General features: G+C 66.4%; 22 protein-coding genes. 6 read left to right on the top strand and 16 right to left on the bottom strand.

Annotation, left to right across the window (positions count from 1 at the left end; all coding sequences use genetic code 11):
• Positions 1-16: 16 nt before the first annotated feature.
• The 7 genes from KW832_RS12800 to KW832_RS12775 all read right to left on the bottom strand — a co-directional run bounded on the left by KW832_RS12800 (position 17) and on the right by KW832_RS12775 (position 5,838).
• On the bottom strand, positions 17-697 hold the full coding sequence (locus tag KW832_RS12800) for a hypothetical protein (protein WP_255577707.1): 681 nt from the start codon (positions 695-697) through the stop codon (positions 17-19).
• Positions 694-1,668 carry a hypothetical protein gene (locus KW832_RS12795; protein ID WP_218300169.1) on the bottom strand — a complete coding sequence of 325 codons (975 nt, stop codon included), beginning with the start codon at positions 1,666-1,668 and terminating at the stop codon, positions 694-696. The genes KW832_RS12800 and KW832_RS12795 overlap by 4 nt, the downstream gene beginning before the upstream one ends.
• A 117-nt stretch (positions 1,669-1,785) precedes the next feature.
• Positions 1,786-1,911 (bottom strand): hypothetical protein, encoded by a 126-nt coding sequence (locus tag KW832_RS25690; RefSeq protein ID WP_255424236.1) that lies wholly within the window; start codon positions 1,909-1,911, stop codon positions 1,786-1,788.
• A 116-nt stretch (positions 1,912-2,027) separates the two neighbouring features.
• Positions 2,028-2,789 carry an SDR family oxidoreductase gene (locus tag KW832_RS12790; RefSeq protein ID WP_218300168.1) on the bottom strand — a complete coding sequence of 254 codons (762 nt, stop codon included), beginning with the start codon at positions 2,787-2,789 and terminating at the stop codon, positions 2,028-2,030.
• Positions 2,790-2,845: 56 nt separating this feature from the next.
• The gene (locus KW832_RS12785; protein ID WP_218300167.1) at positions 2,846-3,463 is read right to left on the bottom strand and encodes a DUF2889 domain-containing protein; all 618 of its coding nucleotides are present in this window, start codon (positions 3,461-3,463) and stop codon (positions 2,846-2,848) included.
• Positions 3,464-3,595: 132 nt separating this feature from the next.
• The gene (locus tag KW832_RS12780) at positions 3,596-5,029 is read right to left on the bottom strand and encodes an aldehyde dehydrogenase family protein (RefSeq protein WP_218300166.1); all 1,434 of its coding nucleotides are present in this window, start codon (positions 5,027-5,029) and stop codon (positions 3,596-3,598) included.
• 104 nt (positions 5,030-5,133) lie between these two features.
• Complete coding sequence (locus KW832_RS12775; RefSeq protein WP_218300165.1) at positions 5,134-5,838, bottom strand: Crp/Fnr family transcriptional regulator; 705 nt, start codon at positions 5,836-5,838, stop codon at positions 5,134-5,136.
• A gap of 133 nt (positions 5,839-5,971) precedes the next feature.
• Here KW832_RS12775 and KW832_RS12770 point away from each other — a divergent pair, with 133 nt between their 5' ends.
• Both KW832_RS12770 and KW832_RS12765 read left to right on the top strand, forming a co-directional pair.
• A complete protein-coding gene (locus KW832_RS12770; RefSeq protein ID WP_121420505.1) occupies positions 5,972-6,496 on the top strand; it encodes a DUF962 domain-containing protein in 525 nt (174 codons plus the stop codon).
• Positions 6,497-6,512: 16 nt separating this feature from the next.
• Positions 6,513-7,394 (top strand): bile acid:sodium symporter family protein, encoded by an 882-nt coding sequence (locus KW832_RS12765; RefSeq protein ID WP_121506008.1) that lies wholly within the window; start codon positions 6,513-6,515, stop codon positions 7,392-7,394.
• A gap of 22 nt (positions 7,395-7,416) precedes the next feature.
• Here KW832_RS12765 and KW832_RS12760 read toward each other — a convergent pair whose 3' ends face one another.
• Positions 7,417-8,238 carry a metal-dependent hydrolase gene (locus tag KW832_RS12760; protein WP_218300164.1) on the bottom strand — a complete coding sequence of 274 codons (822 nt, stop codon included), beginning with the start codon at positions 8,236-8,238 and terminating at the stop codon, positions 7,417-7,419.
• Positions 8,239-8,374: 136 nt separating this feature from the next.
• Here KW832_RS12760 and KW832_RS12755 point away from each other — a divergent pair, with 136 nt between their 5' ends.
• Positions 8,375-8,992, top strand: a complete 618-nt coding sequence (locus KW832_RS12755) for a TetR/AcrR family transcriptional regulator (RefSeq protein WP_218300163.1) — start codon at positions 8,375-8,377, stop codon at positions 8,990-8,992.
• Between the two features lie 4 nt (positions 8,993-8,996).
• On the opposite strand, the gene KW832_RS12750 is transcribed toward KW832_RS12755, so the two are convergent.
• The 6 genes from KW832_RS12750 to KW832_RS12725 all read right to left on the bottom strand — a co-directional run bounded on the left by KW832_RS12750 (position 8,997) and on the right by KW832_RS12725 (position 13,992).
• On the bottom strand, positions 8,997-9,383 hold the full coding sequence (locus KW832_RS12750; RefSeq protein ID WP_121420501.1) for a VOC family protein: 387 nt from the start codon (positions 9,381-9,383) through the stop codon (positions 8,997-8,999).
• 17 nt (positions 9,384-9,400) lie between these two features.
• Positions 9,401-11,941 (bottom strand): cation-translocating P-type ATPase, encoded by a 2,541-nt coding sequence (locus tag KW832_RS12745; RefSeq protein WP_218300162.1) that lies wholly within the window; start codon positions 11,939-11,941, stop codon positions 9,401-9,403.
• Between the two features lie 100 nt (positions 11,942-12,041).
• The gene (locus KW832_RS12740) at positions 12,042-12,206 is read right to left on the bottom strand and encodes a rubredoxin (protein WP_055398177.1); all 165 of its coding nucleotides are present in this window, start codon (positions 12,204-12,206) and stop codon (positions 12,042-12,044) included.
• Positions 12,207-12,237: 31 nt separating this feature from the next.
• Positions 12,238-13,002 (bottom strand): cytochrome b/b6 domain-containing protein, encoded by a 765-nt coding sequence (locus KW832_RS12735; RefSeq protein ID WP_218300160.1) that lies wholly within the window; start codon positions 13,000-13,002, stop codon positions 12,238-12,240.
• Positions 13,003-13,042: 40 nt separating this feature from the next.
• Positions 13,043-13,567, bottom strand: coding sequence for a diheme cytochrome c (locus KW832_RS12730; RefSeq protein ID WP_218300159.1), 525 nt, complete (start codon positions 13,565-13,567; stop codon positions 13,043-13,045).
• An 11-nt stretch (positions 13,568-13,578) separates the two neighbouring features.
• Complete coding sequence (locus KW832_RS12725; RefSeq protein WP_218300158.1) at positions 13,579-13,992, bottom strand: DUF1924 domain-containing protein; 414 nt, start codon at positions 13,990-13,992, stop codon at positions 13,579-13,581.
• A gap of 117 nt (positions 13,993-14,109) precedes the next feature.
• Here KW832_RS12725 and KW832_RS12720 point away from each other — a divergent pair, with 117 nt between their 5' ends.
• The 3 genes from KW832_RS12720 to KW832_RS12710 all read left to right on the top strand — a co-directional run bounded on the left by KW832_RS12720 (position 14,110) and on the right by KW832_RS12710 (position 16,711).
• On the top strand, positions 14,110-14,487 hold the full coding sequence (locus tag KW832_RS12720; protein WP_218300157.1) for a PepSY domain-containing protein: 378 nt from the start codon (positions 14,110-14,112) through the stop codon (positions 14,485-14,487).
• 125 nt (positions 14,488-14,612) lie between these two features.
• Positions 14,613-15,287: a response regulator transcription factor gene (locus tag KW832_RS12715; RefSeq protein WP_218300156.1), complete on the top strand. Its 675-nt coding sequence runs from the start codon at positions 14,613-14,615 to the stop codon at positions 15,285-15,287.
• Positions 15,284-16,711, top strand: a complete 1,428-nt coding sequence (locus KW832_RS12710) for a sensor histidine kinase (RefSeq protein ID WP_218300155.1) — start codon at positions 15,284-15,286, stop codon at positions 16,709-16,711. Before KW832_RS12715 ends, KW832_RS12710 begins: the two co-directional genes overlap by 4 nt.
• A 279-nt stretch (positions 16,712-16,990) precedes the next feature.
• Here the strand turns inward: KW832_RS12710 and KW832_RS12705 are convergent, their stop codons facing one another.
• Together KW832_RS12705 and KW832_RS12700 are read right to left on the bottom strand one after the other, a co-directional pair.
• A complete protein-coding gene (locus tag KW832_RS12705; protein ID WP_218300154.1) occupies positions 16,991-19,372 on the bottom strand; it encodes a DUF1631 family protein in 2,382 nt (793 codons plus the stop codon).
• Between the two features lie 105 nt (positions 19,373-19,477).
• Positions 19,478-21,559: a sodium-translocating pyrophosphatase gene (locus tag KW832_RS12700; protein ID WP_121420493.1), complete on the bottom strand. Its 2,082-nt coding sequence runs from the start codon at positions 21,557-21,559 to the stop codon at positions 19,478-19,480.
• Between the last annotated feature and the right edge of the window lie 252 nt (positions 21,560-21,811).

The following is a 21,811-nucleotide window of genomic DNA, read 5'->3' as shown; positions in this document are numbered from 1 at the left end:
GGCCGGGGTCACCCGATCAGCCGCCCCAGCCCGCATGCTGCATGAAGTCCGCCAGGCGGCAATCGCGCCCCACCAGCACCAGCCGGGTGTCCAGCGCGTTGAAAAACCCTGGGGGAGGTGGAAGCGGCAGCTGCTGGACGCGTTTGTGGGTGTCGATGCGCGCCGCTGCCAGTTCGTAGTCGCGTGCCAGGGCCATCCACAGGCCATGGGCGCCGGCCGACTGGCGTGCGCCTGTTATCAGGCTCCTCCCTGAGTCCAGCCACCATCGGTAGATGGCGGATGCAATGCCCATGCGGCGGTAGCCGTCCACCACCTTGGTGTGGGGCGCACGCAGGTGGCGGTCGGTGCGGCGGTCCACCTCGACCAGCCGGTTGAACACGGTGTAGGCCACGATGCGGTTGCGCTGCGGGTCGATGGCATACACAAAGTATTCGCCGTCGGCCTCGCGCAGGCGAAACACCAGCCCATGCAGATGCAAGGGCAACGGCTGCATCGCATCGCGCGTGCGGTGGTTGGTGCGGATGCGGTCGTACAGCGCCTCGAACTCGCGCTGGATGTCGCGGCCCGACAGATCCACGTCGATGCGCAGTTCGGTCAGCCGCTCGGCCCACCGGCCCAGCAAGCCCTGGCCGGGACACGTGTTGGCGATGACGGTGGCGTCGCGTGGGTCGCACAGGCTGCAGGCGATGGCCATCATGGCGTGTTCCCCTGGCCATCGGTCCAGCAGCCGCTCAGCAGGCGTGCAGGCTGTTCGCGGGCGCACACCTGGGCGCTGTGGGGCCAGTCGGGCAGCGGCACCACCAGGCCTGCGTATACGCCGTAGGCCTCACCCGCCGCAATGGTTTCGCCCGCCCACAGGCTCTCGCCCGCACGGATGGCCCCTCCGGCGTGAATGTGCCCACCGGCCCGCACACCCCAGCCCACTTGCAGGTGGCCCTTGCAGTCCACGTCGCCCGTTACCCACACGCCCCGGGCAGCCTGCACGGCAGCATCGGTTTGCAAGTGGCCACCCACCTTGATGCCGCCGTCGCAACCCAGGTCGCCTACCACCCGCAGATCCTGGGTCACCCGGCAGTGGCCACCGACGTGGGCGGCAGCCCCGCAGTCCAGCTCGCCGCCCACACGCAGGCTGCCTGTGCACTGCAGTCGCTGCGCCACTGTCAGCGACCAGCCCACGCGCGCATCGCCGTGCAGCCGCGCGCTGCCCTCGCAGCGCACCGCGCCCGCCACGCGCAGGTCTTCGCCCACGCGCAGCGCGCCGCCCACCCGCAGGCCGCCCAGCACGCTCAGGCTGCGGCCGGTGCGCAGCACACCCTCCACGTCGGCATGGCCCCGGCAGCGCACGCTGCCCGCAAACACCAGCGCGTCTGCCACCAGGTGGTCCACCTCCAGCACGTCGTTGGTGGGGCCGAACTGGTCCAGCATCCAGCACGCGTCTTCCACGCGGCCTTCGCGCACCAGGTCGTCCAGCAGCGCCTGGTAGTTGCTGGCGCCCTCCTGGCGGCGCAGGTACCAGCGGTAACCATCGGCACAAGGCCGCTTGGCGCGGATGAAGTGGCGGGTGATGTCGGTGGCGGCAGACGCGTTGGCGATGGCCTCATCGGCGGGCAGGCTGTGCGCAAGGGCGCATGGGGCGAGCGAAATCTCGCCCGAAGGGAACGGGGGCATGGACACTCCTGACGTCCGCGCCCCAGCGGTTGCCAAGGCGCAAGCTGGCGCTGGGCGTGGGGCCCGGCGACAGGAGGTGCGCGAAAAGAATGCGGAGGGGAGGGGGTGTCGCCGGGCTCAGGAATCTGCAGCGAGGGTGCAGACTTGGCGGTCACCGGCCTGGAGCGTGGCCTGCGAGCGCGCGGCACGGCGCAGCGGCGCTGTGGCGCTGGCGGTCGTGGCGGTGGAGTGGCTCGCAAACATCGGCGGCACTATAGGCAGCGGTTTCAAGACCGTCAAATCAATCCGCACTGCCTTGGTGCGGATTGGGCGCGCGCGCAAACGCAAGTGATGGTGGCTTGCGAGCGCGCTCGGGGCCTTTACACGCAGCGTCCGCCATCCACCTCGATGCACACGCCGCTGATGAACGACGCCTCGTCGCTGGCCAGGTACAGCGCCGCATTCGCCACGTCCAGTGCGGTGGAGAAGCGCCCCAGCGGAATGGTGGCCAGAAACTTGGCACGGCGCGCCTCGTCCACCGGGCCGCCCGCAAACTCGGCGGCCAGTCCGGTGTCGGGGTTGAACACGGGGTTGATGCAGTTCACGCGGATGTTGTCCGGGCCCAGCTCGGCCGCCATGGACTTGCTGGTGATGATGACGGCGCCCTTGGAGCCGTTGTACCAGGTCAAGCCTGGGCGCGGACGCAGCCCGGCGGTGGAGGCGATGTTGATGATGCTGCCACCACCGGCTTGGCGCAATGCAGGCACGGCGTGGATGGCCGACAGGTAGATGCTCTTCATGTTGATGGCATAGACCTTGTCGAACTCGTCCTCGCTCACTTCGAGCATGGGGCGGTTGCGGTGCGTCCAGCCTGCGTTGTTCACCACCACGTCCAGGCGGCCGTACAGGCGCACGGCTTCGTCGACCATCGCCTTCACTTCGGCGGACTTCGTCACGTCGGCCTTGAAGAACGCGGCGGTGCCGCCGGCGGCCGTGATCTCAGCCACCACGCGCTGGCCACCGGCTTCATTGATGTCGTTGACGATGACCTTGCCGCCCTCTGCGGCCAGGCGTTTGGCGATGCCTTCGCCAATGCCGTTGCCAGCGCCGGTGACGATGAGGGATTTGTTCTGCACACGCATGGGTGTCTCCGATGGGTTGTGGTGATATATCAAAATTGATAGCTAGCAGCGCATATTCAACTAGCGCTAGCGCCCGATGGGGCTGAAATTTCAGTGGCAGGAGCCGTAGGGGCTGCCGGGGCGGGTGCCTTGGGCTCCCTGCCATAGAACTGCGGAAAGAACTCTTTGACCCCCTGGCCGTTGAAGTCCCACCCCGTGCACTGGCCCAGGTGGCGCGGTGGCTCGTCGGGGTGGCTGGACGAAAACACGGCGGGCACCGACTGGAACGCCGCGGTGGCCAGGTTGAACAACAGCTCGCGCAGGTGGGTACAGCTCGCCACGCCGCCCAGGTGCTTCTGGATGGACTGGCGCCAGCCGCGCGCCATGCTGCAGCCCACCATGTGCTGCAGTGCAGTTTGGGCCTCGGTGCAGCCCTGGAGCGGGTGCGAATCCATCGCCACATCGATCGCCTGCACCACCAGCTGGCGGTTCACGGTCACGCGCAGCCACATGTGGTGGATGGCCTCGCCCGCGAGGCGCTGTTTGGTGGGGTCGCGAAAAGAGGTGGCGTCGTAGGCCTTGCTGTCGTGCAGCTCGCCTTCAATGTCCCACAGTCCATCGTCGCGTTCAAAGCCCTGGTAGTTCACCCGGCGGACATGTTTCAGGGTGCGGGGGACGGGGGGACTCAGGGGCATGCGTTTTTTTATGGTGACTAGGTAGCGAGAGACTGGAACTGGCGCGGCCTACGCCAGGGCCGCCGCGCAAGGGCCGCCCCGCCGCGCTGGCGGCGTCCCCCCAAGGGGGAAGGCGCGCAGCGACACAGGGGGTTATCCATATTTGATGGCAACGGTCTTCAAGGTGGTGAAGCCGTACAGCGCCTCAAAGCCCTTTTCGCGTCCATAGCCGCTGGATTTGACGCCGCCAAACGGCAACTCCACACCGCCGGCCGCGCCGTAGTTGTTGATGAACACCTGGCCGCTGTGCACACGCTTGGCCATGCGGAACTGGCGCGCGCCGTCACGCGTCCAGATGCCGGCCACCAGGCCGAATTGCGTGGCGTTGGCCAGCTCCACCGCATGGTCTTCGTCCTGGAAGGCCATGGCCGACAGCACGGGGCCGAACACTTCCTCCTGCGCAAGGCGGTGGCCTACCGGTACATCGCGCAGCAGGGTCGGGGCCTGGTAGTAGCCGGTCTCGGGCGCTTCGTCCACCACCACGCCCTGGGCCACCATGGGGATGCCGGCCACTTGCGCGTCCGACAGAAAGTCCCACACGCGCTGCTGCTGCGTCTGGCGGATCAGCGGGCCCACGTCCAGGTCCATGGCGGCGGGGCCGACGCGCAACTTTTCAAACGCCTTGCCCAGGCGCTCCAGCAGGGGTTCATAAATCAGCGAGTCGATCAGCACGCGCGAGCCGGCCGAGCAGGTCTGCCCGGCGTTCTGCACGATGGCGTTGATGACCACGGGGATGGCGGCATCGAGGTCCGCATCCGCAAAGATGATCTGCGGGCTTTTTCCGCCCAGCTCCAGCGTCACGGGGCAGTGGCGCTCGGCGGCCACCTGTTGGATCAGCGTGCCGATCTTGGGGCTGCCGGTGAAGCTGATGTGGTCGATGCCGGGGTGGCGCGCCAATGCGTCGCCCACCTCATGGCCGTAGCCGGTGACGATGTTGAGCGCGCCGGAGGGAAAGCCCACCTCGGCCGCGAGCTGCGCCACGCGGATCAGAGACAGGCAGGCGTCCTCAGCAGGCTTGACCACGCACACATTGCCCGCCGCCAGCGCGCCGCCCACGCTGCGGCCGAAGATCTGCATGGGGTAGTTCCAGGGGATCACATGGCCCGTGACGCCGTGGGGCTCGCGCCAGGTCAGCACGCTGTAGCCGTCGGGGTAGGGGATGGTCTCGCCATGGAACTTGTCGCACGCCCCAGCGTAGAACTCGAAGTAGCGCGCCAGCGCAATCGCGTCGGCGCGTGCCTGCTTGGTGGGCTTGCCGCAGTCGCGCTGCTCCAGCGCCGTCAGCTCGTCCGCATGCTCCAGGATCTTGGCCGAGAGCTTTTGCAGCAGTCGGCCGCGCTCCACCGGGGCCAACTTCTGCCACACCGCGTTGTAGCACTGGCGGGCCGCATGCACCGCCGCGTCGATGTCGTCGGCGTTGCTGCGCTGGATCTCGTCGAAGGGCTGGCCGTCGGACGGGTCGATCATGGCAATCGTGCGGCCCGAGGCGGACGGCACCGAGGCGTTGGCGATGTAGTTCAGTTGCATGGCCGTCATTTTGCCCGGAAATGAAATGTGTGCTTATTATTCAAGTAAAAAATGCTTCTGGCGCTTGTTGATAAAGCACTAGTAGCTATATATTTAATAGCAATTCAATAGCAGGTGGCGCGCAGCGCCGCCAGGTCCAGAATCTCCAGCTCGCCGCGTTGCACGCGCACCAGGTGGCGCGATTCCAGGTCCTTGAGGATCTGGTTAGTGGTTTGGCGCGAGATGGCCAGCATCAGCGACAACTGCTCTTGGGATATGGACAGCACGCGGCGCGACCGCCCCTCGGCCGTCCACTGGCCGTAGCCCTCGGCCATCATCACCAGGCGGCGCGCCAGGCGTTGTGGCGCAGGCAACAGGGCCAGCTCTTCCATGGCCACAAAGGCCGAGCGCAGCTTGTCGGTGAGCAGCAGCGCGAGGGCATGCCAGTGCTGCGGGTGGGTCTGCAGCCACGCCTGCAGCCGCTCGTGCGGAATGTGCAGCAGCGTGGTGGGCTCGGTGGCCTGCGCGTCGTGCGTGCGTGCGGAGTTGTCGAACACCGAGATTTCGCCAAACCAGTGCGGCGGCTCCAGGCGGATCAGCAGCGCGGCCCGCGCCTCGTCGGCCCGGCCGCCCGTGCCCGAGATGCTGACCGCGCCGCGCACCACCGCATACAGCCCGCAGGGCGAATCGCCACGCAGAAACAGCACTTCGCCCGTCTGCAAATGGCGCACCTGTGCCATGGCCAGCAGCGGCTGGGCAAAGTCGGGCGGCAGGTGGGCAAACCAGCGGCCGGACTGGAGGACGGGCAGATAGGTGGCGGGGTCGGTCATGCAGTGCAGATTGGGCGCGAGGCAGGGTGGGGCGGTGCCGTGGGAGTGTGCCTTTTTGTCGTCTGCACGACAGACGCTGGCAATGCCCCGGGGGGAGTATTGATGCTGCTCAAAACAACAGCCGGAGACACCCATGAAAACCCTGATCGACCACCTTGCGCAGTACGCCGACTACCACCGCGACCCGCGCAACATCCACACTCATTTTGTGGGCGTCCCGATGATCATGTTTGCGGTGGTCATCCTGCTGTCTCGCCCGACCTGGATGGCGGGCGCGTTGCCGCTGAGCCCTGCGCTGTTCGCTGCGCTGGCGGCCAGCGTCTTCTACTTCCGGCTGGATATGCGTTTTGGCCTGGCCATGGCGACCCTGCTGGCGGCCATGCTGGTGGGGGGGCAGTGGGTAGCTTTGCAGAGCATGGCGGTGTGGCTGGCCACGGGCATCGGCTTGTTTGCGGTGGGCTGGGTGATTCAGTTCGTGGGCCACTACTACGAAGGTCGCAAGCCCGCGTTTGTGGACGACTTGGTGGGCCTGATCGTCGGCCCGCTGTTTGTGGTGGCCGAGTGGGCCTTTGCGCTGGGTTTGCGCAAGGAAGTGCAGGCGGCGATCGAGCAGCGCAGCGGCCCGGTGCGACTGCGCACCGGCCAGGCACCTGCATAAGCCCCGCGCGTGACCCATGAGCTTTGTTTCCATACTTCCCACCTTGTTGTTCATCGCCCTGGGGCTGGTCATGTTCGGCCTGGGCCTTTCGCTCACGGTGGGCGACTTCAAGCGCCTGCTGCAGCATCCGCGTGCCGTGGTGCTGGCCCTGGTGCTGCAGGTGCTGGTGCTGCCATCGGCCTGTTACGCCCTCATCGTGCTGCTGGGCGTGGCGCCGCTCTACGCGGTGGGGCTGATGCTGCTGGCGGCTTCACCGGGTGGGGTGTCGGCCAACCTGTTCAGCCACCTTTTTGGTGGCAATGTGGCGATGAACATCTCGCTCACCGCCATCAACACCGTGTTGTCCATCGTGAGCCTGCCGCTCATCACCAACTGGGCGATCAACACCTTTGCGCACACGGGCCAGGTGGTGCCGCTGCAGTTTGGCAAGGTGGTCGAGGTGATCATCATCGTGCTCGTGCCGGTGGTGCTGGGCATGGCGGTGCACCGGCGCGCGCCGGCCTTCAGCGCCCGCATGGAAAAGCCCATGAAGATTTTCAGCGCCGTGGTGCTGGCCGCTTTTGCGCTGATTGCGATTGCCAAGGAGTGGACGGCGCTGGTCGAGTCCTTCGCGGGCATCGGTCCGGCCGTGTTGTTGTTCAATGCGATCAGTCTTGCGTCGGGGTACTACCTGTCGCGGGCGGCGGGGCTCGACAAGTCCATGGCCACGGCCATCAGTTTCGAGATCGGCATCCACAACTCCACGCTGGCCATCTTCATCGCGCTGTCGGTGCTGGGCAACTTTCAGCTGGCACTGCCTGCGGCCATCTACTCGGTCAGCATGTACATACTGGCGACGCTGTTTGGTGGTCTGGTGCTGCGGCGTGGTGCCCAGCCAGCGGCCGCCGTCAGCGCCTGAAACCGCATTCTGGCGTTGTGGCTCAGCGTGCGCCCACGGGCACGTAGGCGTCGCTGTGCTGGGCCAGCCACTGCTGTGACAGGTCCGTGCCGTGCTGGCTGGGGTGAAAGTCGCGGCGCAGGTATTCGCGCCATGGGCGCCAGGTTTCGCGCACCAAGCCACCCTTGCCAAACAGCGTGCGCGCCGCACTGGCCCAGGTGGTCCATTTCCACAGCGTCCCGTCGCGGCGCAGGTTCAGCACCGTCTGGCGCAGGGCGTCGCCCAAGAAGACGAGGGTGATGCGGCGGAACCAGGTGACGCGCCACTCGTGGTTGCCGCCCAGCGCCTGGTAGATGTCGAACGCCGTGTTCTTGTGCTCGGCCTCTTCGGCGCAATGCCATTGCCACATGGTGGCCAGGCGGGGTTCGGCGCCCGCCAGTGTTTCGGGGTGGGCCAGCAGCCATTCGGCCAGCAGCGCGGTGAAGTGCTCGTTGGCAGCCGTCACGGCCAGGGGATGGCGTGGGTCGGCTCCGGCAAAAAGCTTCATGCGCTCCTGCGCGCGGGACGCCCATTCGTTGACCAGGCCCTGCTTTTCGAGGTGCCCATTGAACAGCGCATGGATGCGGCGGTGAGTGGCCTCTTGTCCGATGAAGCCGCGCACCTCGTCGGCAAATTGCGCGTGTTGCTCGGGCGGCATGGCTTTGTGCCCGCCCTTCACAGCGTCGATGAAGAACTGTTCGCCCACCGGGAAGCTCATCGACAGCGCATTGAAGAACGCCGTGCGAAACGCATCGCCGCCGCACCAGTGGCGGTCAAAAGGCGTTTCCAGGTCAATGAGCAGGCGTCGCACGACGAGTTCGGTCATGGGGATGGATCTCCGGGAGCTCGGTAAAAAGATAACGTCTTTGTGGTTTGGTACGTTGTAGTACCAGCGGTGAGGAATCATGGAGTGCGCATGTGGTACTGTCAAGTACCTGTTAACCCCAAGGGAATCTGCCAGCATGACCGCACTGCAAGCCGCACCCCGACCTGGCGCCACCGAGGGTAGGGAACATCGGGATCGCCTGCTGCAGGGCATGGCCCGCGCCGTGGCGATCAAAGGCTATGCCGATACCACGATTGCAGACATCGTGCGCGAGGCTGGCGTGTCGCGCCGTACTTTCTACGAGAACTTTGCCGACAAGGCCGAATGCCTGACAGCGCTGTACGAATCGGCCAGCGGCAACGCACTGGCAGTGCTGCGTGGCGCCATCAACCCCCAAAGCGATTGGCAGGCTCAGGTGGAGCAGGCGATGTCGGCGTACTTTGGTGCGCTGGCCTGCAATCCGGTTCTGCTGCGCACTCTGTTCATTGAAATCCTGGGCCTGGGCATGCCCGGCCTGGCCGCGCGGCGGCGCGTCAACCAGCAGTTGGTAGACCTGATGCTGGAGGTGGTGAACAACCGCCCGGGGGCGCCCCTGCGCAAGGCCCCGCTGCAGCCCATGATGGCCATGGCGGTGGTGGGGGGTATCAACGAGATGGTGCTCCAGTCCATCGAACAGGGGCGCGCCGGACAGCTGCAGGAGCTGGTGGCGCCCGCTGCATCGCTGCTGCGCGCGGCCACCTCGACGGATCTTTGACCGTTCACACTTCGTTGGCGATCTCGATCAGGTTTTCGTCCGGGTCATAGATGTAAACCGACAGCAACTTGTGGCACGCTCCCGTAGCACCCACCGGGCCTTGCACGATGGAGACGCCTTCAGCTTGCAGATGTGTCACCACTTCTTCCAACGGGGTTTGCGTGAGAAAACACAGGTCGGCAGAACCCGCGGTGGCATGTCGCACGTTCGGGTCCACCACCGTGCCTACTTCGTGCAGATTGATCTTTTGATCGCCGAAGTGCAGCGCATACCGCCGGGGCTTGAACTCCCGCGCAGTCATGCCAAGCACACGCTCATAGAACGCGATGGTTTTTTCAATGCTGGCAACGGTGAGTACAACGTGGTCGAGCGATTCCAGAACAATGGGCATGGTGTGTGGCGGGATGGTCAGACGGTCGGATGATTGTGCGCCAGCGTTGGGGGGCGGAGCCATCGTTTGTTGGCTGCAAAGAGCCCTGTCAATGTCAACCCGGCCACCATCGCCATGAGCCAATGCAGGGGCGGCAACGGCGCAAACTTGAAGGCTGAGGCCAGCCAAGGTACTGTGGTGATGGCAGTCAGCGCCGCCAGTGTGCCGCCCAGCACCCACAGGCTGACGGGGGTGAGGCCCGCCCACAGGCTGCGCCAGCTGGTCTGGTTGCTGCGGCTGGGCAGGATGAGCGCTGCGTTGGCCGCCACCAGCACCACGAAGGCGGCCGTGCTGGCCGTGGCAGCATGCGCGGCCTGGCCCAGCAGCCAGGCATAGAGGCCCACCACGGCAGCCGTCACCACGCCGCCCTGCATCAGGCTCAGCAGGATGTGGCGGGCTGAAAGCAAGGGTTCATCGGCGCGGCGCGGCGGCTGCCGCATAAGGTCGGCCGCACCTTCCTCGGCCTCAAAGACGATGGAGCAGGCCGGGTCGATGACCAGTTCCAGAAACGCAATGTGCAGCGGTGCCAGCACCAGCGGCAGCCCAAACAGCACCGGCAGCAGCGCCAGCCCGATGATGGGCACATGCACGGCGAGCGTGTAGACCATGGCCTGGCGCAGGTTGGCAAAGGTCTGCCGCCCCCGGTGGATGGCCTGAACAATGGCAGCGAAGTCGTCGTGCAGCAGCACCAGCGCTGCGGCCTCGCGCGCCACGTCGGTGCCGCGCTGGCCCATTGCGATGCCGATGTGGGCGGCCTTGAGGGCGGGGGCGTCGTTCACACCATCGCCCGTCATGGCCACCACCTCGCCCTGGGCCTTGAGGGCTTCGACCAGCGCCAGCTTCTGGTGCGGCTTGATGCGCGCAAACACGCTGACCTGCCGGACTTTGCCGGTGAGCATGTCGGGGGACATCAAGGCCATTTCATCGCCGGTGACGACCTGGTCGTGGGCGATGCCCGCCTGGGCTGCAATCGCGCGTGCGGTGCGGGGGTGGTCGCCTGTGATCATCACCACGCGGATACCCGCCTGGTGACACTCTGCAATCGCCTGTGGCACCTCGGGTCGCAGGGGGTCGGCCAGGGCCACGAGGCCCAGCCATTCAAAGTCAAAGTCGTGCTGAATGCCGGGCCAGTCGTCTTGCACGCTGTGCCGGGCCTTGGCCACGCCCAGCACCCGAAGGCCCTGATCGGCCAGCCGAGCGGCCTGGGCGCTGACGGTGGCGCGCTCGGCGTCAGGCAGGTGGCACAGGTCGGCCACGGCTTCGGGCGCACCCTTGGTGGCCACGGTGTCGTGCGCGGATGTGCCGTCGCGCCACAAGTGGCTCATGGCCAGCAGCTGGGGCGAGAGCTCATATTCGCGCGCCAGCGACCAGGCGGGGTGCAGGTGCTCGGTGCCTGCCAGATGATTCCCCGCCATGCGGTGAAAGGCCTGCTCCATGGGGTCGTGCGGTTCGATCTCGCTGGCCAGCACGGCGTATTCGAGCAGTTCGTGAAAGGCCTCTGGCAGCGCCGTGCCACCTGCTTCGGCTGCTTTTTCGGGCAGGTTCTGCACATCCAGCTCCTCGCCCGCAATGCACAGTGCGGCCACGGCCATGCGGTTTTGCGTGAGGGTGCCGGTCTTGTCCACGCACAGCACGGTGGTCTGCCCCAGCGTTTCGATGGCGTTGAGTCGCCGCGTCAATACCTGCTGCGCCGCCAGCCGCCGTGCAGCCAGGGCCAGGAAGACGATCATGATCACCGGCAGCTCTTGCGGCAGGATGCCCATGGCCAGCGTGATGCCTGCCAGCACGGCTTGCAACGCGTCGCCGCGCAGTGCCCAGAACAGGGCCACCAGCAGCACGCACAGCGACAGACCGATCAGCACGAGCTTGTGGGTGAGCCGTGCCATTTCTTCACGCAATGGCGAGGCCTGCAGCGCAATGGTGTCAAGCGACTGGCCAATGCGGCCCAGCTCGGTATGGCGCCCCACGGCCGTCACCTGCAGCAGGCCCTGGCCGCTGACCACCAGCGTGCCTGCAAATACCTTGTCGGCAATCTGCTTGGCCACGGGCTCGGATTCACCGGTCAGCATCGATTCGTTGGTGGCCAGCTCGTGCGCCTGCAGCAGGGTGCCGTCAGCCGGGATGCGGTCGCCCTCGGCAATCATCAAGAGGTCTTCGCGTACCACATCGCGGCCTGCGATGCGCACCATGGTGCCGCCTCGCAGCGCCAGCGCGCGGGGGCTGGAGAGGTCGCGCAGGGCGTTGAGGGTGTTGTCGGTGCGGCGCTCCTGCAGCACCGTGATGGTCATGATGATCACCACAAAGCCCAGCAGGATCAGGGCCTCGTGCGCGTCGCCCATCGCCAGGTAGATGCCGCCTGCACCCAGCAGCAGCAAGAACATGGGCTCGCGCACCACGTCCCAGGCCATGTCGCGCAGCGTGCGGCGCTGGCTGATGCCCAGTTCGTTGGGGCCTTCTTCACGCAGGCGCTGGGCGGCAACGGCCGGGTCAAGGCCAGTCTGTGGGGGTTGTGCGGGCATCTGGGGGCGTGTGGAGTCTTGAGGCGATCTTTCTTATACCTTTGATGCGTGAAAGTGTCAGTGTGCTGGTGCAGCTGTTTCCCAGATCACTCCTTGCACCTCACACCTCGCACAGCACAAAGTCTGCCTTGCCCACATTGCACTCTGGGCACCGCCAATCGTCGGGCACATCGGCCCACAGGGTGCCTGGCGCAATGCCCTCATCGGGCAAGCCTGCAGCTTCGTCATAGATCCAGCCGCAGACCACACACATATAGATTTTCATGGGTTGATCCTGAAAGTTGTTTTGACGGGATTCAGTCGTCATCGTGGTGTCTGCTGCGCTCGCTCGTCGTGCCGCTGGCAATCAAACCATTGGGCGATTGCTGCCACTCCCATGCGCCAAAGGCCAGCACTGCCAGCAGCAGCGCGGCCGCCAGCCAGGTGCGGTTTTTCTGCACCAGGTTGGGCCCGGGGCCTTCCACGCGCCCGGTCACCATGGGCAGCGCCTGATTCTTGCGCCGCAGCATGCTCAGGCCGGCAATCAATGCGAGGTGGGCCAGCACGACAAACAGCATGGCTTCTCCGAAGAACTCGTGCACTTCTTCGATCCAGTCGCCACCCAACACGTCGCCCCAATCGTTGTAGGTGGCATAGCCGCTCAAGGTGATAGGAACGACCAGGACCAGCAGCAGCACCACCGCCAGTGCCATCAGCAGGTTTTGCCCCTGGCGCCAGTTCACCTGGCTCACCTGGCTGGCAGAGCGTGCTTGGGACAGGGTGCGCAGCCATGCGGGAGCCCCGGCCAGCTTGCGCCACAGCAAGCCCAGGCCCGAAGTGCGCGGGCCAAAGATTCCGTACAGCACGCGAAAGCCCAGCAGGCCCGCCATGGTGTAGCCCAACGTGACGTGCAGCAGCCGCCAGTGCTCGCCATCGGCGGTGGCGTAGGCGCCCACAAAGCAGAGCGCAAACAGCCAGTGGAACATGCGCGTGGGCGCGTCGGTGACCCGGCGGCTGGGGCCCTTGGCAGCGGCTGGCTGCGCTGCGGCGCTGGCGGGTTGGAGGGAAGGGGTGTTGTTCATAGTGTTTTCCTTGATGGGATGCATCTCAGATTCACCGCTCTCAGTCGTTCCAGGCGCGGCGTGATCGGGCATCCAGCCCCGCCGGCATGCGCAGGTCGTGGTCGTCAAATTGCCCTTGGTCGGCACCCGTGTGGCAGGCCGCGCAGTTGGCGGCGCTTTTCACGCCGGCAAGCTTCCAGGCGGCGGGCTCGATCTTTCGGTGTTTGCGCTCAAACCAGGCTGAGCGGGTGATGCGGTCCTCGGGGGGCTCCTCGTTCACGCGCTTGTAGGTGCCGGCGTGTGCCTGCAGCCACTGGTTGAGCTGGCGCACGGTGGCCGCGTCCAGCGATGCATCGGTGCCATAGTGCTTGTCGAGCCCCGTCATCACGCGGTTCCACGACGCAGAGGGCAGCAGCCCGGGCGGGTAGGCGGTGTGGCAGGCGGCGCATTCCTGCGTGAAAGCACTGGGCACGTTGCGGGGCATGGCGCGCCCGCTGTCGGCATGGGCGCTGGGGAGCGCCTGCAGGGCCAGCATGCACAGTGCTGCGGCCATGGGGGCGGGGCGAATGGGGGTAAGTTTCTTCATGGTGTTGAGATTCAAGGCTTGAGTGCGTTGAAGGCGCTAACGTAGGCCAACACATCGGCCTTTTCCATGGCCGTGCATTCGCGGCTCAGCACGTCGTTGCAGTTGCGGCGGAACCATTTGTCCACCTTGGCGGTGTCGGTGAATGCCTTGGGGTTGAAGGCAGGGGCCAGGGGCGCTATCGACTTGCCGGTGCTGGCGTGTTTGCCCTGGGCGGTGGGTGGCGTGCCGTGGCAGGATGTGCAAGACCACTCGCCACCGTGGCGGGTGGTGAAGAACACCTTGCCCTTGTCGGCATTGCCGGGGCTGCCTGCCTGTGCGCTCCAGTGCGCGAGCTGCTGGGCGGCGGTGGTGTCGGCGGCGTGGCTGGGGCTGGCCGCAGCCCAGAGGCACAGTGCAGCCAGGGCCAGAGTGCGAACGGTTGTCATCGCGGTGTCCTTGTGGGTGTTGGTTGTCCTATGCAGCCATTGTTGAAACCCCAGCCTGAACGGCGCGTGAAAGGGCTGTTCATCGGCCGTTCAGACACTGCGCGGGACAATGCACCCATGCTTTTTTCCCCCCACCGTGCTTCAGAGCGCCGCCACGCCATGCGCTGGGGCGCTGCAGCTTGTCTGCTGTGGGCGGCAGCGGTAATCGCGCCAAACGCCTTGGCCAGCGGCAAAGACGACCACGACCGCGCCCGCCAGGCCGTGCAGGCGGGCCAGGTGCTGCCGCTGCCTGCAGTGCTGGAGCGCCTGCAGCGCGAAGTGCCTGGCCAGGTGCTCGAAGTGGAGCTGGAGCATGAGCGGGATCGCTGGATTTACGAGATCAAGGTGCTCACACCTGCGGGGCAGTTGACCAAGGTCAAGCTCGATGCACGCACGGCCGAGGTGCTGCGCGTCAAATCGCGCGACGATCAACGTACCGGCCGAGAACACCGCTAAGACTGCCCCGCGTGGGCTCGTGCCCATGCAAGCAGACGAGGCTTCCAATCGCCCGATTTCATTCCAACCCTTCGGGCAAGGTACTTGTGCGACCCTAAAAAGACACTGAACAGGTTCTATAGCCCATGCGCATCCTCCTCGTAGAAGACGATACGCAGCTGCGCACCCAGTTGCGCACCGCGCTGCAAGCTGCGGGCTACACCGTGGACGAGGCCGACAACGGGCGCGACGCGCAGTTTCTGGGCGACACCGAGGCCGTGGATGCCGTGGTGCTGGACCTGGGCCTGCCGGTGGTGGATGGGCTCACGGTGCTCAAGCGCTGGCGGGCCGAGGGGCGCAACATGCCGGTGCTGATCCTCACCGCGCGGGACAACTGGCACGAGAAGGTGGCGGGCATTGATGCGGGTGCCGATGACTATCTGACCAAGCCCTTTCACCTCGAAGAGTTGCTGGCACGCCTGCGTGCGCTGATCCGCCGCGCCAGCGGGCAGGCGTCTGCGGTGCTGCAGTGTGGCGACTGGTCGCTGGACACCCGCAGCGGCCGCATGACCTGCGCGGGCCAGCCCGTGGCGCTCACGGCGCACGAGTACAAGGTGCTCGACTACCTCATGCACCGGCCTGGCGTGTTGGTGTCACGTGCCGAGCTGACCGAACACATCTACGCGCAGGACTTTGACCGGGACTCCAACACCATCGAAGTCTTTGTGGGGCGCCTGCGCAAAAAACTGCAGTCGCCGTCGGCCAGCGCGGCCCGTATCGAGACGGTGCGTGGCATGGGCTACCGCCTGGTGCCGCCATGAAACGGGGCGCGAACCGGGGCGGTTTGCACTGGTCACGCTCCCTGCGGTTCCGGCTGCTGGCCGTGACCGTGGCGGGGCTGACGGTGGCGGTGGTGCTGGCGGGCCTGGTGCTGAGTGGGCTGTTCCGCGAGCATGTGCAGCGCCAGTTCGAGGCGGCCCTTGTGCAGCAGCTGGACCAGGTCACGGCGCGGCTGGAGTTTGATGCCCAGGGCCAGCCGGTGATTGCCGCGCAGGCTTTGTCAGACCCGCGCTGGCTCAAACCCTATTCGGGCCTGTATTGGCAGGTGGACGCCATGGCGCCCGATGGGCGCGGCCGGGCTGGGGTGCTGCGTTCACGCTCCTTGTGGGACACCAGCCTGGCCCTGCAGGTGGATGCGCTGGCTGACGGTGCCGTGCATGTGCACGAAGTGGCAGGCCCGCAGGGCGCGCCCTTGCTGGTGCTGGAGCGCACCGTGCGTGCCGAGGGCACGGATGCGGCGCGCTGGCGGCTGATCGTGGCGGCCGATCTGCAGGCCACCCAAGCGGCCACCGCGCAGTTCACGCGCGTGCTGGCGCTGTCGCTGGCGGCCTTGCTGGTGCTGCTGGCAGCGGCCGCGTGGGCCCAGGTGGCCGTGGGCCTGCGGCCTCTGCAGGCGTTGCAGCGGGGCTTGCAGGATGTGCAGCAGGCACGCACCACACGGTTGCAGGGCGCATTCCCTGCCGAGATGCAGCCGCTGGTGGATGACTTCAACGCCGTGCTGGAACGCAATGCAGAAGTGGTGGAGCGCGCGCGTACCCAGGCAGGCAATCTGGCGCATGCCCTGAAAACCCCGCTTTCGGTGCTGGAGAACGCGGCCTGCGCGCCAGCACCCAGTGATGGCGCAGCGCTGGCTGCACTGGTGCGCGAGCAGGTGCAGGTGGCGCGGCGCCACATCGACTGGCACCTGGCGCGATCCCGCGTGGCTGCATCGGCACACCTGCCGGGCCAGCGCACGGCGCTGGAGTCGGTGGTGGGCGGACTGGTGCGCGTGATGAACAAGGTGCATGCCGGGCGCGGGGTGGACATCACGGTGGCGCTGCCCGATGCCCCGCTGTTCTTTGCGGGCGAGGCGCAGGACCTGCAGGAAATGCTGGGTAACCTGCTGGACAACGCCTGCAAATGGGCGCAGTCCACCGTGCGCTTGCAGGCGCAGGTCCTTGGCGGGCAGCCGTCCCAGATGGTCGTCAGTGTCGAGGACGACGGCCCCGGCATCGGTGCGGCGCAGCGTGCGCAGGCGGTGGAGCGTGGCGTGCGGCTGGACGAAACGGTGCCGGGCACGGGGCTGGGCCTGGCCATCGTGCAGGACCTGGCGGCCCTGTACGGCGGGCGGCTGGATCTGGAGCCTGCCGACCTGGGCGGCCTGCGTGTGGTGCTTGTGTTGCCCGCCGCTCGGGAGACGGCGTAAAAAGCCCGCCTGTCAGCGAGAGAGGCGTAAAAAAGCCCGCCGAAGCGGGCTAAGGCCCTGACAAATCCCTTCAATCTCTCGAATGTCGCAAAGCCTTGGACTGGACGCCCCCAGCGTAGCACCCCCGTTGGAGTTTGACTACCCGGGGAACACCAGGGTGTGCCGCGAAGGTGGCGGGCCTTGGCCGGATGGCCAAGGAGATGGGATATTAATTTTGATTGAAAATGGGCTCTAGCGCTTATCCATCAAGCGTTATAAGCTATTTTTCTAGGAGTAAATTCATAGCCTGCTCTCCACGCTGTTGCGCATGGCCGCCTGTGCCACGGCGTCCAGGGCGCCGTCCACCACGGTCTGCTCGGTCAACACCTGCACGGCGCCCTGGTGGAAGAGCCGCTCCAGCAGCCGCAGAGTCATCGATTGGGTCCGGCCCGATGCGCTGGTGAAGAGGAAAAGCTGGCCTTGCGAGCCGATCCAGGACAGCTGGGTGCGTTCCCACTGGCCTGCCACTTGCAGGTTGACCCAGGTCCCAACAGCCAATGGGGCCAAGGGCGCGCTTGAGGCCAGGTGGGGCAAAGTGGCCGGGCCGCTGGTGGTGCTGGTGGATTCGGGCACAAGCTCGGCGCTCTCCGATACCGGGGACTGTGAGATGTCCACATAGCCGGATTCCTTGGCCTCGGACGGGGCGACCCACGGATCGTCATCCTCCAGCGGGGCGGGCTGCGCCACAGCCGGTGGTTGGGGCGGCGGGGCGGCGGGCTTGGTGGCCACCCGGGGCCCGGGCTTGAAGGCTTGCTGGTGCAGTTCCATCAGCAGTTCGAAGACGGCCTCGGTTCGGGCGGCCGGGTAGTCGATGGACGCCAGGCCCTCGCGCAGCTTGGCCAGCAGTTTGGGCAGCAGGCGCGCCAGCTGGCCTGTGTTCGCGCGGGTCAAGGTGGGCTGCGTGCTCCAGATCAGGGCGTCCACCAGCTCCTCGTAGCGGCCTGGGTCGGCGCTGCGGGTGGTGTCGGTCAGGCGCGCCTGGGCCATGACTTGGGACCAGGGGCCGAGCAGAAAACGGGAAATTTCGTCGGGCACCTTGCCGAAATCAGGCCGCAGCGAGAGGTCGCGCGAAATCCGGGCGGCCAGCAGGTGGCGCTGTTCCGCGTGCTGCAAGGCCTCGATGGCGCGCTGGCGTTCCTGTTTGCGCTGCTGGTCCTTTTCTGCCCATTTGGCGTGCAAGTGCTGGAGCACATGCTCGAAATCGTCGGGCCCGTCGATGGTGGCGGTGGCCAGCGGGCCCGCGATGTTCATGAGCGAGCGCATGAAGCTCTGGAAGCCGGGAGCTTCGGGGCTGTTGAAGGCCAGGCTGCGGTCGGTGATGTCTTGCAGCAGTCGGCGCGCGGGGTGCTCCTTGTGGCTGAAGAAACGGGGGTCGGCTACGGCCAGCTGTATCAAGGCCGGCTCCAGCGCGCGGATGAACTGTTGCACCGGCCACAGCAGCCGACCATCGCGCGCGATGTTGTCCACCATCAGCGCCACCACCTCCATGCTCAAGGCCTCTCCCAGTCCACCGGAATGTTTGCGCGGCGGGGCTGCAGGGTTGCCCTCTGTGCTGCTGCCGACCTGCTGCGGGCGCTGGCCACCCAGTCTCTCCATCATGTGGCCGACCTGGTTCATGGCCTGCAGCGCTTCGAAGGCGGCGGGCACGGTGGCTGCGAAGTCCGTGGCGGGTGGGTCGATGGGGGGAAGCTGGTTGGGGTTATCGAACTCGCGTGCGAATTGGTCCGCGAAGTTCTCGTCTGAATGGGGGGAGGGCGTGTGTGTCGGCGCCGACGTGGGGGCCGGGTTCTCGCTGAACTCGCCCAGCAGCAGGCGGCGCAGGCGGTCGAGTGTGAGCAGGGAGTCGGCGTGGCCTTCCGCTGTGGACAGGTCGTTGTCTGCTGCAAAGCCGGGGGATGCGCCGCCTTCGGTGGGCGCCACGTAGACCACCTGGCCATCGGCCTGGCGCATCGCATAGCCCACGGGCTGCACGCCGCTGAGCTTGAGCCGATCAATCTGCGCCAGATAGAGCCCCCGCAGCTCCGTGCCCAGCGCCTGGGCCATGGGGCCCATCCAGTCGTGCCGCACCTGCGGCGTGACCTGCATCTGCGACACCACGGTCTGCAGCGCCTGTAGAAAGACTTCGGGGCGCAGGGGGTTGTGCTCCGGCTGAACGCGGGCCAGGCCCAGGGCCGCGCACACCAGGGCGTCGAGGTCGGCCAGCGGCCCTTCCACGGCCGAGAACAGCACCTGCCGGGCGCGGGCGCGCTCCACGCTGTCGTTGATCTGCGCCTCGTCCATCAGTTCAAGGTCGTCGAAATGGACGGTGAACAGGGAGCGTGTGGGTTTTTCCTGGTTCTGTGCCGCCTCCTGGTCGAGTGCCTTGCGCAGCGCGTCGGGGTAACGCTCGCCCATCACGGACGTGAGCCGCGACAGCTGCTGCCGCGCTTCGTGCATGGCGTTGTGTTCGCCCGGTGTGCGGGCCTGGTCCTGGCGCGTGAGCAGGGACATGCGCGTGGCCTCGGCGACGCGCTCCATCAGGGGCCGGGCCTGTGCCAGCACGTCGTGCACGATGTGCTGGTAGGGCGTGGTGTCGCTGGCGGAGGGGGCAGGGGCCGACGGTGTGGTGTGTTTCAAGGCCATCTTCTGGGAGGACGGGAACCGGTGCCCGCCATGGTACGCGGCAAAAAGGGGCCCGCGGCCCCTTGTTTACCTGGATTCCCGGCTTGTCAGACCGGGGCTGTGGTTTCACCCACCGTGAAACTTGACCACCAGCGGCACGATGAGCAGCGCCACGATGTTGATGATCTTGATCAGCGGGTTGATGGCCGGGCCGGCCGTGTCCTTGTAGGGGTCGCCCACAGTGTCCCCGGTCACTGCGGCCTTGTGGGCCTCGCTGCCCTTGCCGCCATGGTGGCCGTCCTCGATGTACTTCTTGGCGTTGTCCCATGCGCCGCCGCCCGTGCACATGCTGATGGCAACGAAGAGGCCGGTGACGATGGTGCCCATGAGCAAACCGCCCAGCGCCTTGGGCCCCAGCAGCAGGCCCACCACGATGGGCACCACCACAGGCAGCAGGCTGGGGATCACCATCTCCTTGATGGCGGCGGTGGTCAGCATGTCCACCGCCTTGCCGTATTCAGGCTTGGCGGTGCCCTCCATGATCCCGGGAATATCGCGGAACTGTCGGCGCACCTCCACCACCACGGCCCCGGCCGCGCGGCCCACGGCCTCCATCGCCATGGCGCCGAACAGGTAGGGGATCAACCCGCCGATGAACAGGCCGATGATGACCAACGGGTCGGACAGGTCAAACGTGATGGCCTTGCCGTAGCTCTCCAGCTTGTGCGTGTAGTCGGCAAACAGCACCAGCGCGGCCAGGCCCGCCGAGCCAATCGCATAGCCCTTGGTCACGGCCTTGGTGGTGTTGCCCACGGCGTCCAGCGGGTCGGTGATGTCGCGCACGCTGCTGGGCAGCTCGGCCATTTCGGCAATGCCGCCTGCGTTGTCGGTGATGGGGCCATAGGCGTCCAGCGCCACCACGATGCCCGCCATGGAGAGCATCGACATGGCCGCCACCGCAATGCCGTACAGGCCCGCCAGCTGGTAGGCCGACAGGATGGCCAGGCACACAAAGATCACCGGCCAGGCGGTGGAGCGCATCGACACGCCCAGGCCCGCGATGATGTTGGTGCCGTGCCCGGTGGTGGACGCCTGCGCGATGTGCTGCACGGGCGAATACTGCGTGCCGGTGTAGAACTCGGTGATCCACACCAGAGCAGCCGTCAACACCAGCCCGGTGGCGCAGGCACCGAACAGCTTCATCTGGCTGCCGGTGGCGGTGATGGAGTTGTCCGGCATGATCCAGACGGTGACAAAGTAGAAGGCGACGAGCGAGAGCGCACCCGCAATCGCCAGGCCCTTGTACAGCGCGGGCATCACATTCTTCATGCCGGGCGAGGCCTTGACGAAGAAGCAGCCAATGATGGATGCAATGATGGACACAGCCCCCAGCGCCAGGGGGTAGACCACGGCGTTGACGGGCGCGGTGGCCACCAGCAGCGCGCCCAGCACCATGGTGGCGATCAGCGTCACCGCATAGGTCTCGAACAGGTCGGCCGCCATGCCGGCGCAGTCACCCACGTTGTCGCCCACGTTGTCGGCGATCACGGCGGGGTTGCGCGGGTCGTCTTCAGGAATGCCGGCCTCCACCTTGCCCACCAGATCGGCGCCCACGTCGGCGCCCTTGGTGAAGATGCCGCCGCCCAGGCGCGCAAAGATCGAGATCAGCGACGAGCCAAACGCAAAGCCGATCAGCGGGTTGAGCAGCGTGGCCAGGTTGGCCGTGGGCGTGAGGTTGCCATTGCCCGCCAGGAACCAGTAAAAGCCCGTGACGCCCAAGAGGCCCAGCCCCACCACCAGCATGCCGGTGATGGCCCCGCCGCGAAACGCCACGTCCAGTGCCGGTCCAATGCCGTGGGTGGCCGCCTGCGCGGTGCGCACGTTGGCGCGCACCGACACGTTCATGCCGATGAAGCCACAGGCCCCCGACAGAAAGGCGCCCAGCACGAAGCCAACGGCCGTCGTCATGTCCAGAAAGATGCCTATCAGGATGGCCAGCACCACGCCCACGATGGCGATGGTCTTGTACTGGCGGGCGAGGTAGGCCGCCGCGCCGGCCTGGATGGCGGCGGCGATCTCCTGCATGCGGGCGTTGCCCGGGTCTTTGGAAAGAATCCAGCCCCGAGCCCAGATGCCGTAGGCCACCGCGATGAGCCCGCAAACGAGGGCGAGGATGAGAGGGGATGTCAGTGCTGAACTTGCAGCCATTCAATTCTCCTAGGGTTGTGTTGCACGGAGGGGGACCAACGCATCGGTGGCATCCCCGCTGCGTTGCTTCCTCGTGCTCCCCGTGCGTTGTGCGGTAGGAGTCGATTGGCCAACAGGCCCAATTTACAGGCAAACGCCGGTTTGCAAGCGGGCAGAAAGGGGCGTGCGCCTAAAATCAGGGTTAATCCCGACGGTTCGTTGCGCTGTGTCAGCGTCGGCCGCTTCGCGGGTTACCGTCAACAAACCACTCTC

Origin of the sequence: Acidovorax sp. sif0632 (assembly GCF_019218805.1) — a bacterium.
Classification (GTDB): Bacteria; Pseudomonadota; Gammaproteobacteria; order Burkholderiales; family Burkholderiaceae_C; genus Acidovorax; species Acidovorax facilis.
Note: the sequence above shows the minus strand (reverse complement) of the source record. Positions and strands in the feature narration are given on the sequence as shown.

What these genes read in the sequence shown, in the direction of transcription:
- KW832_RS12755 (WP_218300163.1), top strand. Translation starts at nt 8,375, where the DNA reads ATGACCGCACTGCAAGCCGCACCCCGACCTGGCGCCACCGAGGGTAGG.
- KW832_RS12750 (WP_121420501.1), bottom strand. Translation starts at nt 9,383, where the DNA reads ATGCCCATTGTTCTGGAATCGCTCGACCACGTTGTACTCACCGTTGCC.
- KW832_RS12780 (WP_218300166.1), bottom strand. Translation starts at nt 5,029, where the DNA reads ATGCAACTGAACTACATCGCCAACGCCTCGGTGCCGTCCGCCTCGGGC.
- KW832_RS12760 (WP_218300164.1), bottom strand. Translation starts at nt 8,238, where the DNA reads ATGACCGAACTCGTCGTGCGACGCCTGCTCATTGACCTGGAAACGCCT.
- KW832_RS12735 (WP_218300160.1), bottom strand. Translation starts at nt 13,002, where the DNA reads ATGAACAACACCCCTTCCCTCCAACCCGCCAGCGCCGCAGCGCAGCCA.
- KW832_RS12785 (WP_218300167.1), bottom strand. Translation starts at nt 3,463, where the DNA reads ATGCCCCTGAGTCCCCCCGTCCCCCGCACCCTGAAACATGTCCGCCGG.
- KW832_RS25690 (WP_255424236.1), bottom strand. Translation starts at nt 1,911, where the DNA reads ATGTTTGCGAGCCACTCCACCGCCACGACCGCCAGCGCCACAGCGCCG.
- KW832_RS12710 (WP_218300155.1), top strand. Translation starts at nt 15,284, where the DNA reads ATGAAACGGGGCGCGAACCGGGGCGGTTTGCACTGGTCACGCTCCCTG.
- KW832_RS12700 (WP_121420493.1), bottom strand. Translation starts at nt 21,559, where the DNA reads ATGGCTGCAAGTTCAGCACTGACATCCCCTCTCATCCTCGCCCTCGTT.
- KW832_RS12765 (WP_121506008.1), top strand. Translation starts at nt 6,513, where the DNA reads ATGAGCTTTGTTTCCATACTTCCCACCTTGTTGTTCATCGCCCTGGGG.
- KW832_RS12770 (WP_121420505.1), top strand. Translation starts at nt 5,972, where the DNA reads ATGAAAACCCTGATCGACCACCTTGCGCAGTACGCCGACTACCACCGC.
- KW832_RS12790 (WP_218300168.1), bottom strand. Translation starts at nt 2,789, where the DNA reads ATGCGTGTGCAGAACAAATCCCTCATCGTCACCGGCGCTGGCAACGGC.
- KW832_RS12740 (WP_055398177.1), bottom strand. Translation starts at nt 12,206, where the DNA reads ATGAAAATCTATATGTGTGTGGTCTGCGGCTGGATCTATGACGAAGCT.
- KW832_RS12715 (WP_218300156.1), top strand. Translation starts at nt 14,613, where the DNA reads ATGCGCATCCTCCTCGTAGAAGACGATACGCAGCTGCGCACCCAGTTG.
- KW832_RS12730 (WP_218300159.1), bottom strand. Translation starts at nt 13,567, where the DNA reads ATGAAGAAACTTACCCCCATTCGCCCCGCCCCCATGGCCGCAGCACTG.
- KW832_RS12745 (WP_218300162.1), bottom strand. Translation starts at nt 11,941, where the DNA reads ATGCCCGCACAACCCCCACAGACTGGCCTTGACCCGGCCGTTGCCGCC.
- KW832_RS12800 (WP_255577707.1), bottom strand. Translation starts at nt 697, where the DNA reads ATGATGGCCATCGCCTGCAGCCTGTGCGACCCACGCGACGCCACCGTC.
- KW832_RS12720 (WP_218300157.1), top strand. Translation starts at nt 14,110, where the DNA reads ATGCTTTTTTCCCCCCACCGTGCTTCAGAGCGCCGCCACGCCATGCGC.
- KW832_RS12775 (WP_218300165.1), bottom strand. Translation starts at nt 5,838, where the DNA reads ATGACCGACCCCGCCACCTATCTGCCCGTCCTCCAGTCCGGCCGCTGG.
- KW832_RS12795 (WP_218300169.1), bottom strand. Translation starts at nt 1,668, where the DNA reads ATGCCCCCGTTCCCTTCGGGCGAGATTTCGCTCGCCCCATGCGCCCTT.
- KW832_RS12725 (WP_218300158.1), bottom strand. Translation starts at nt 13,992, where the DNA reads ATGACAACCGTTCGCACTCTGGCCCTGGCTGCACTGTGCCTCTGGGCT.
- KW832_RS12705 (WP_218300154.1), bottom strand. Translation starts at nt 19,372, where the DNA reads ATGGCCTTGAAACACACCACACCGTCGGCCCCTGCCCCCTCCGCCAGC.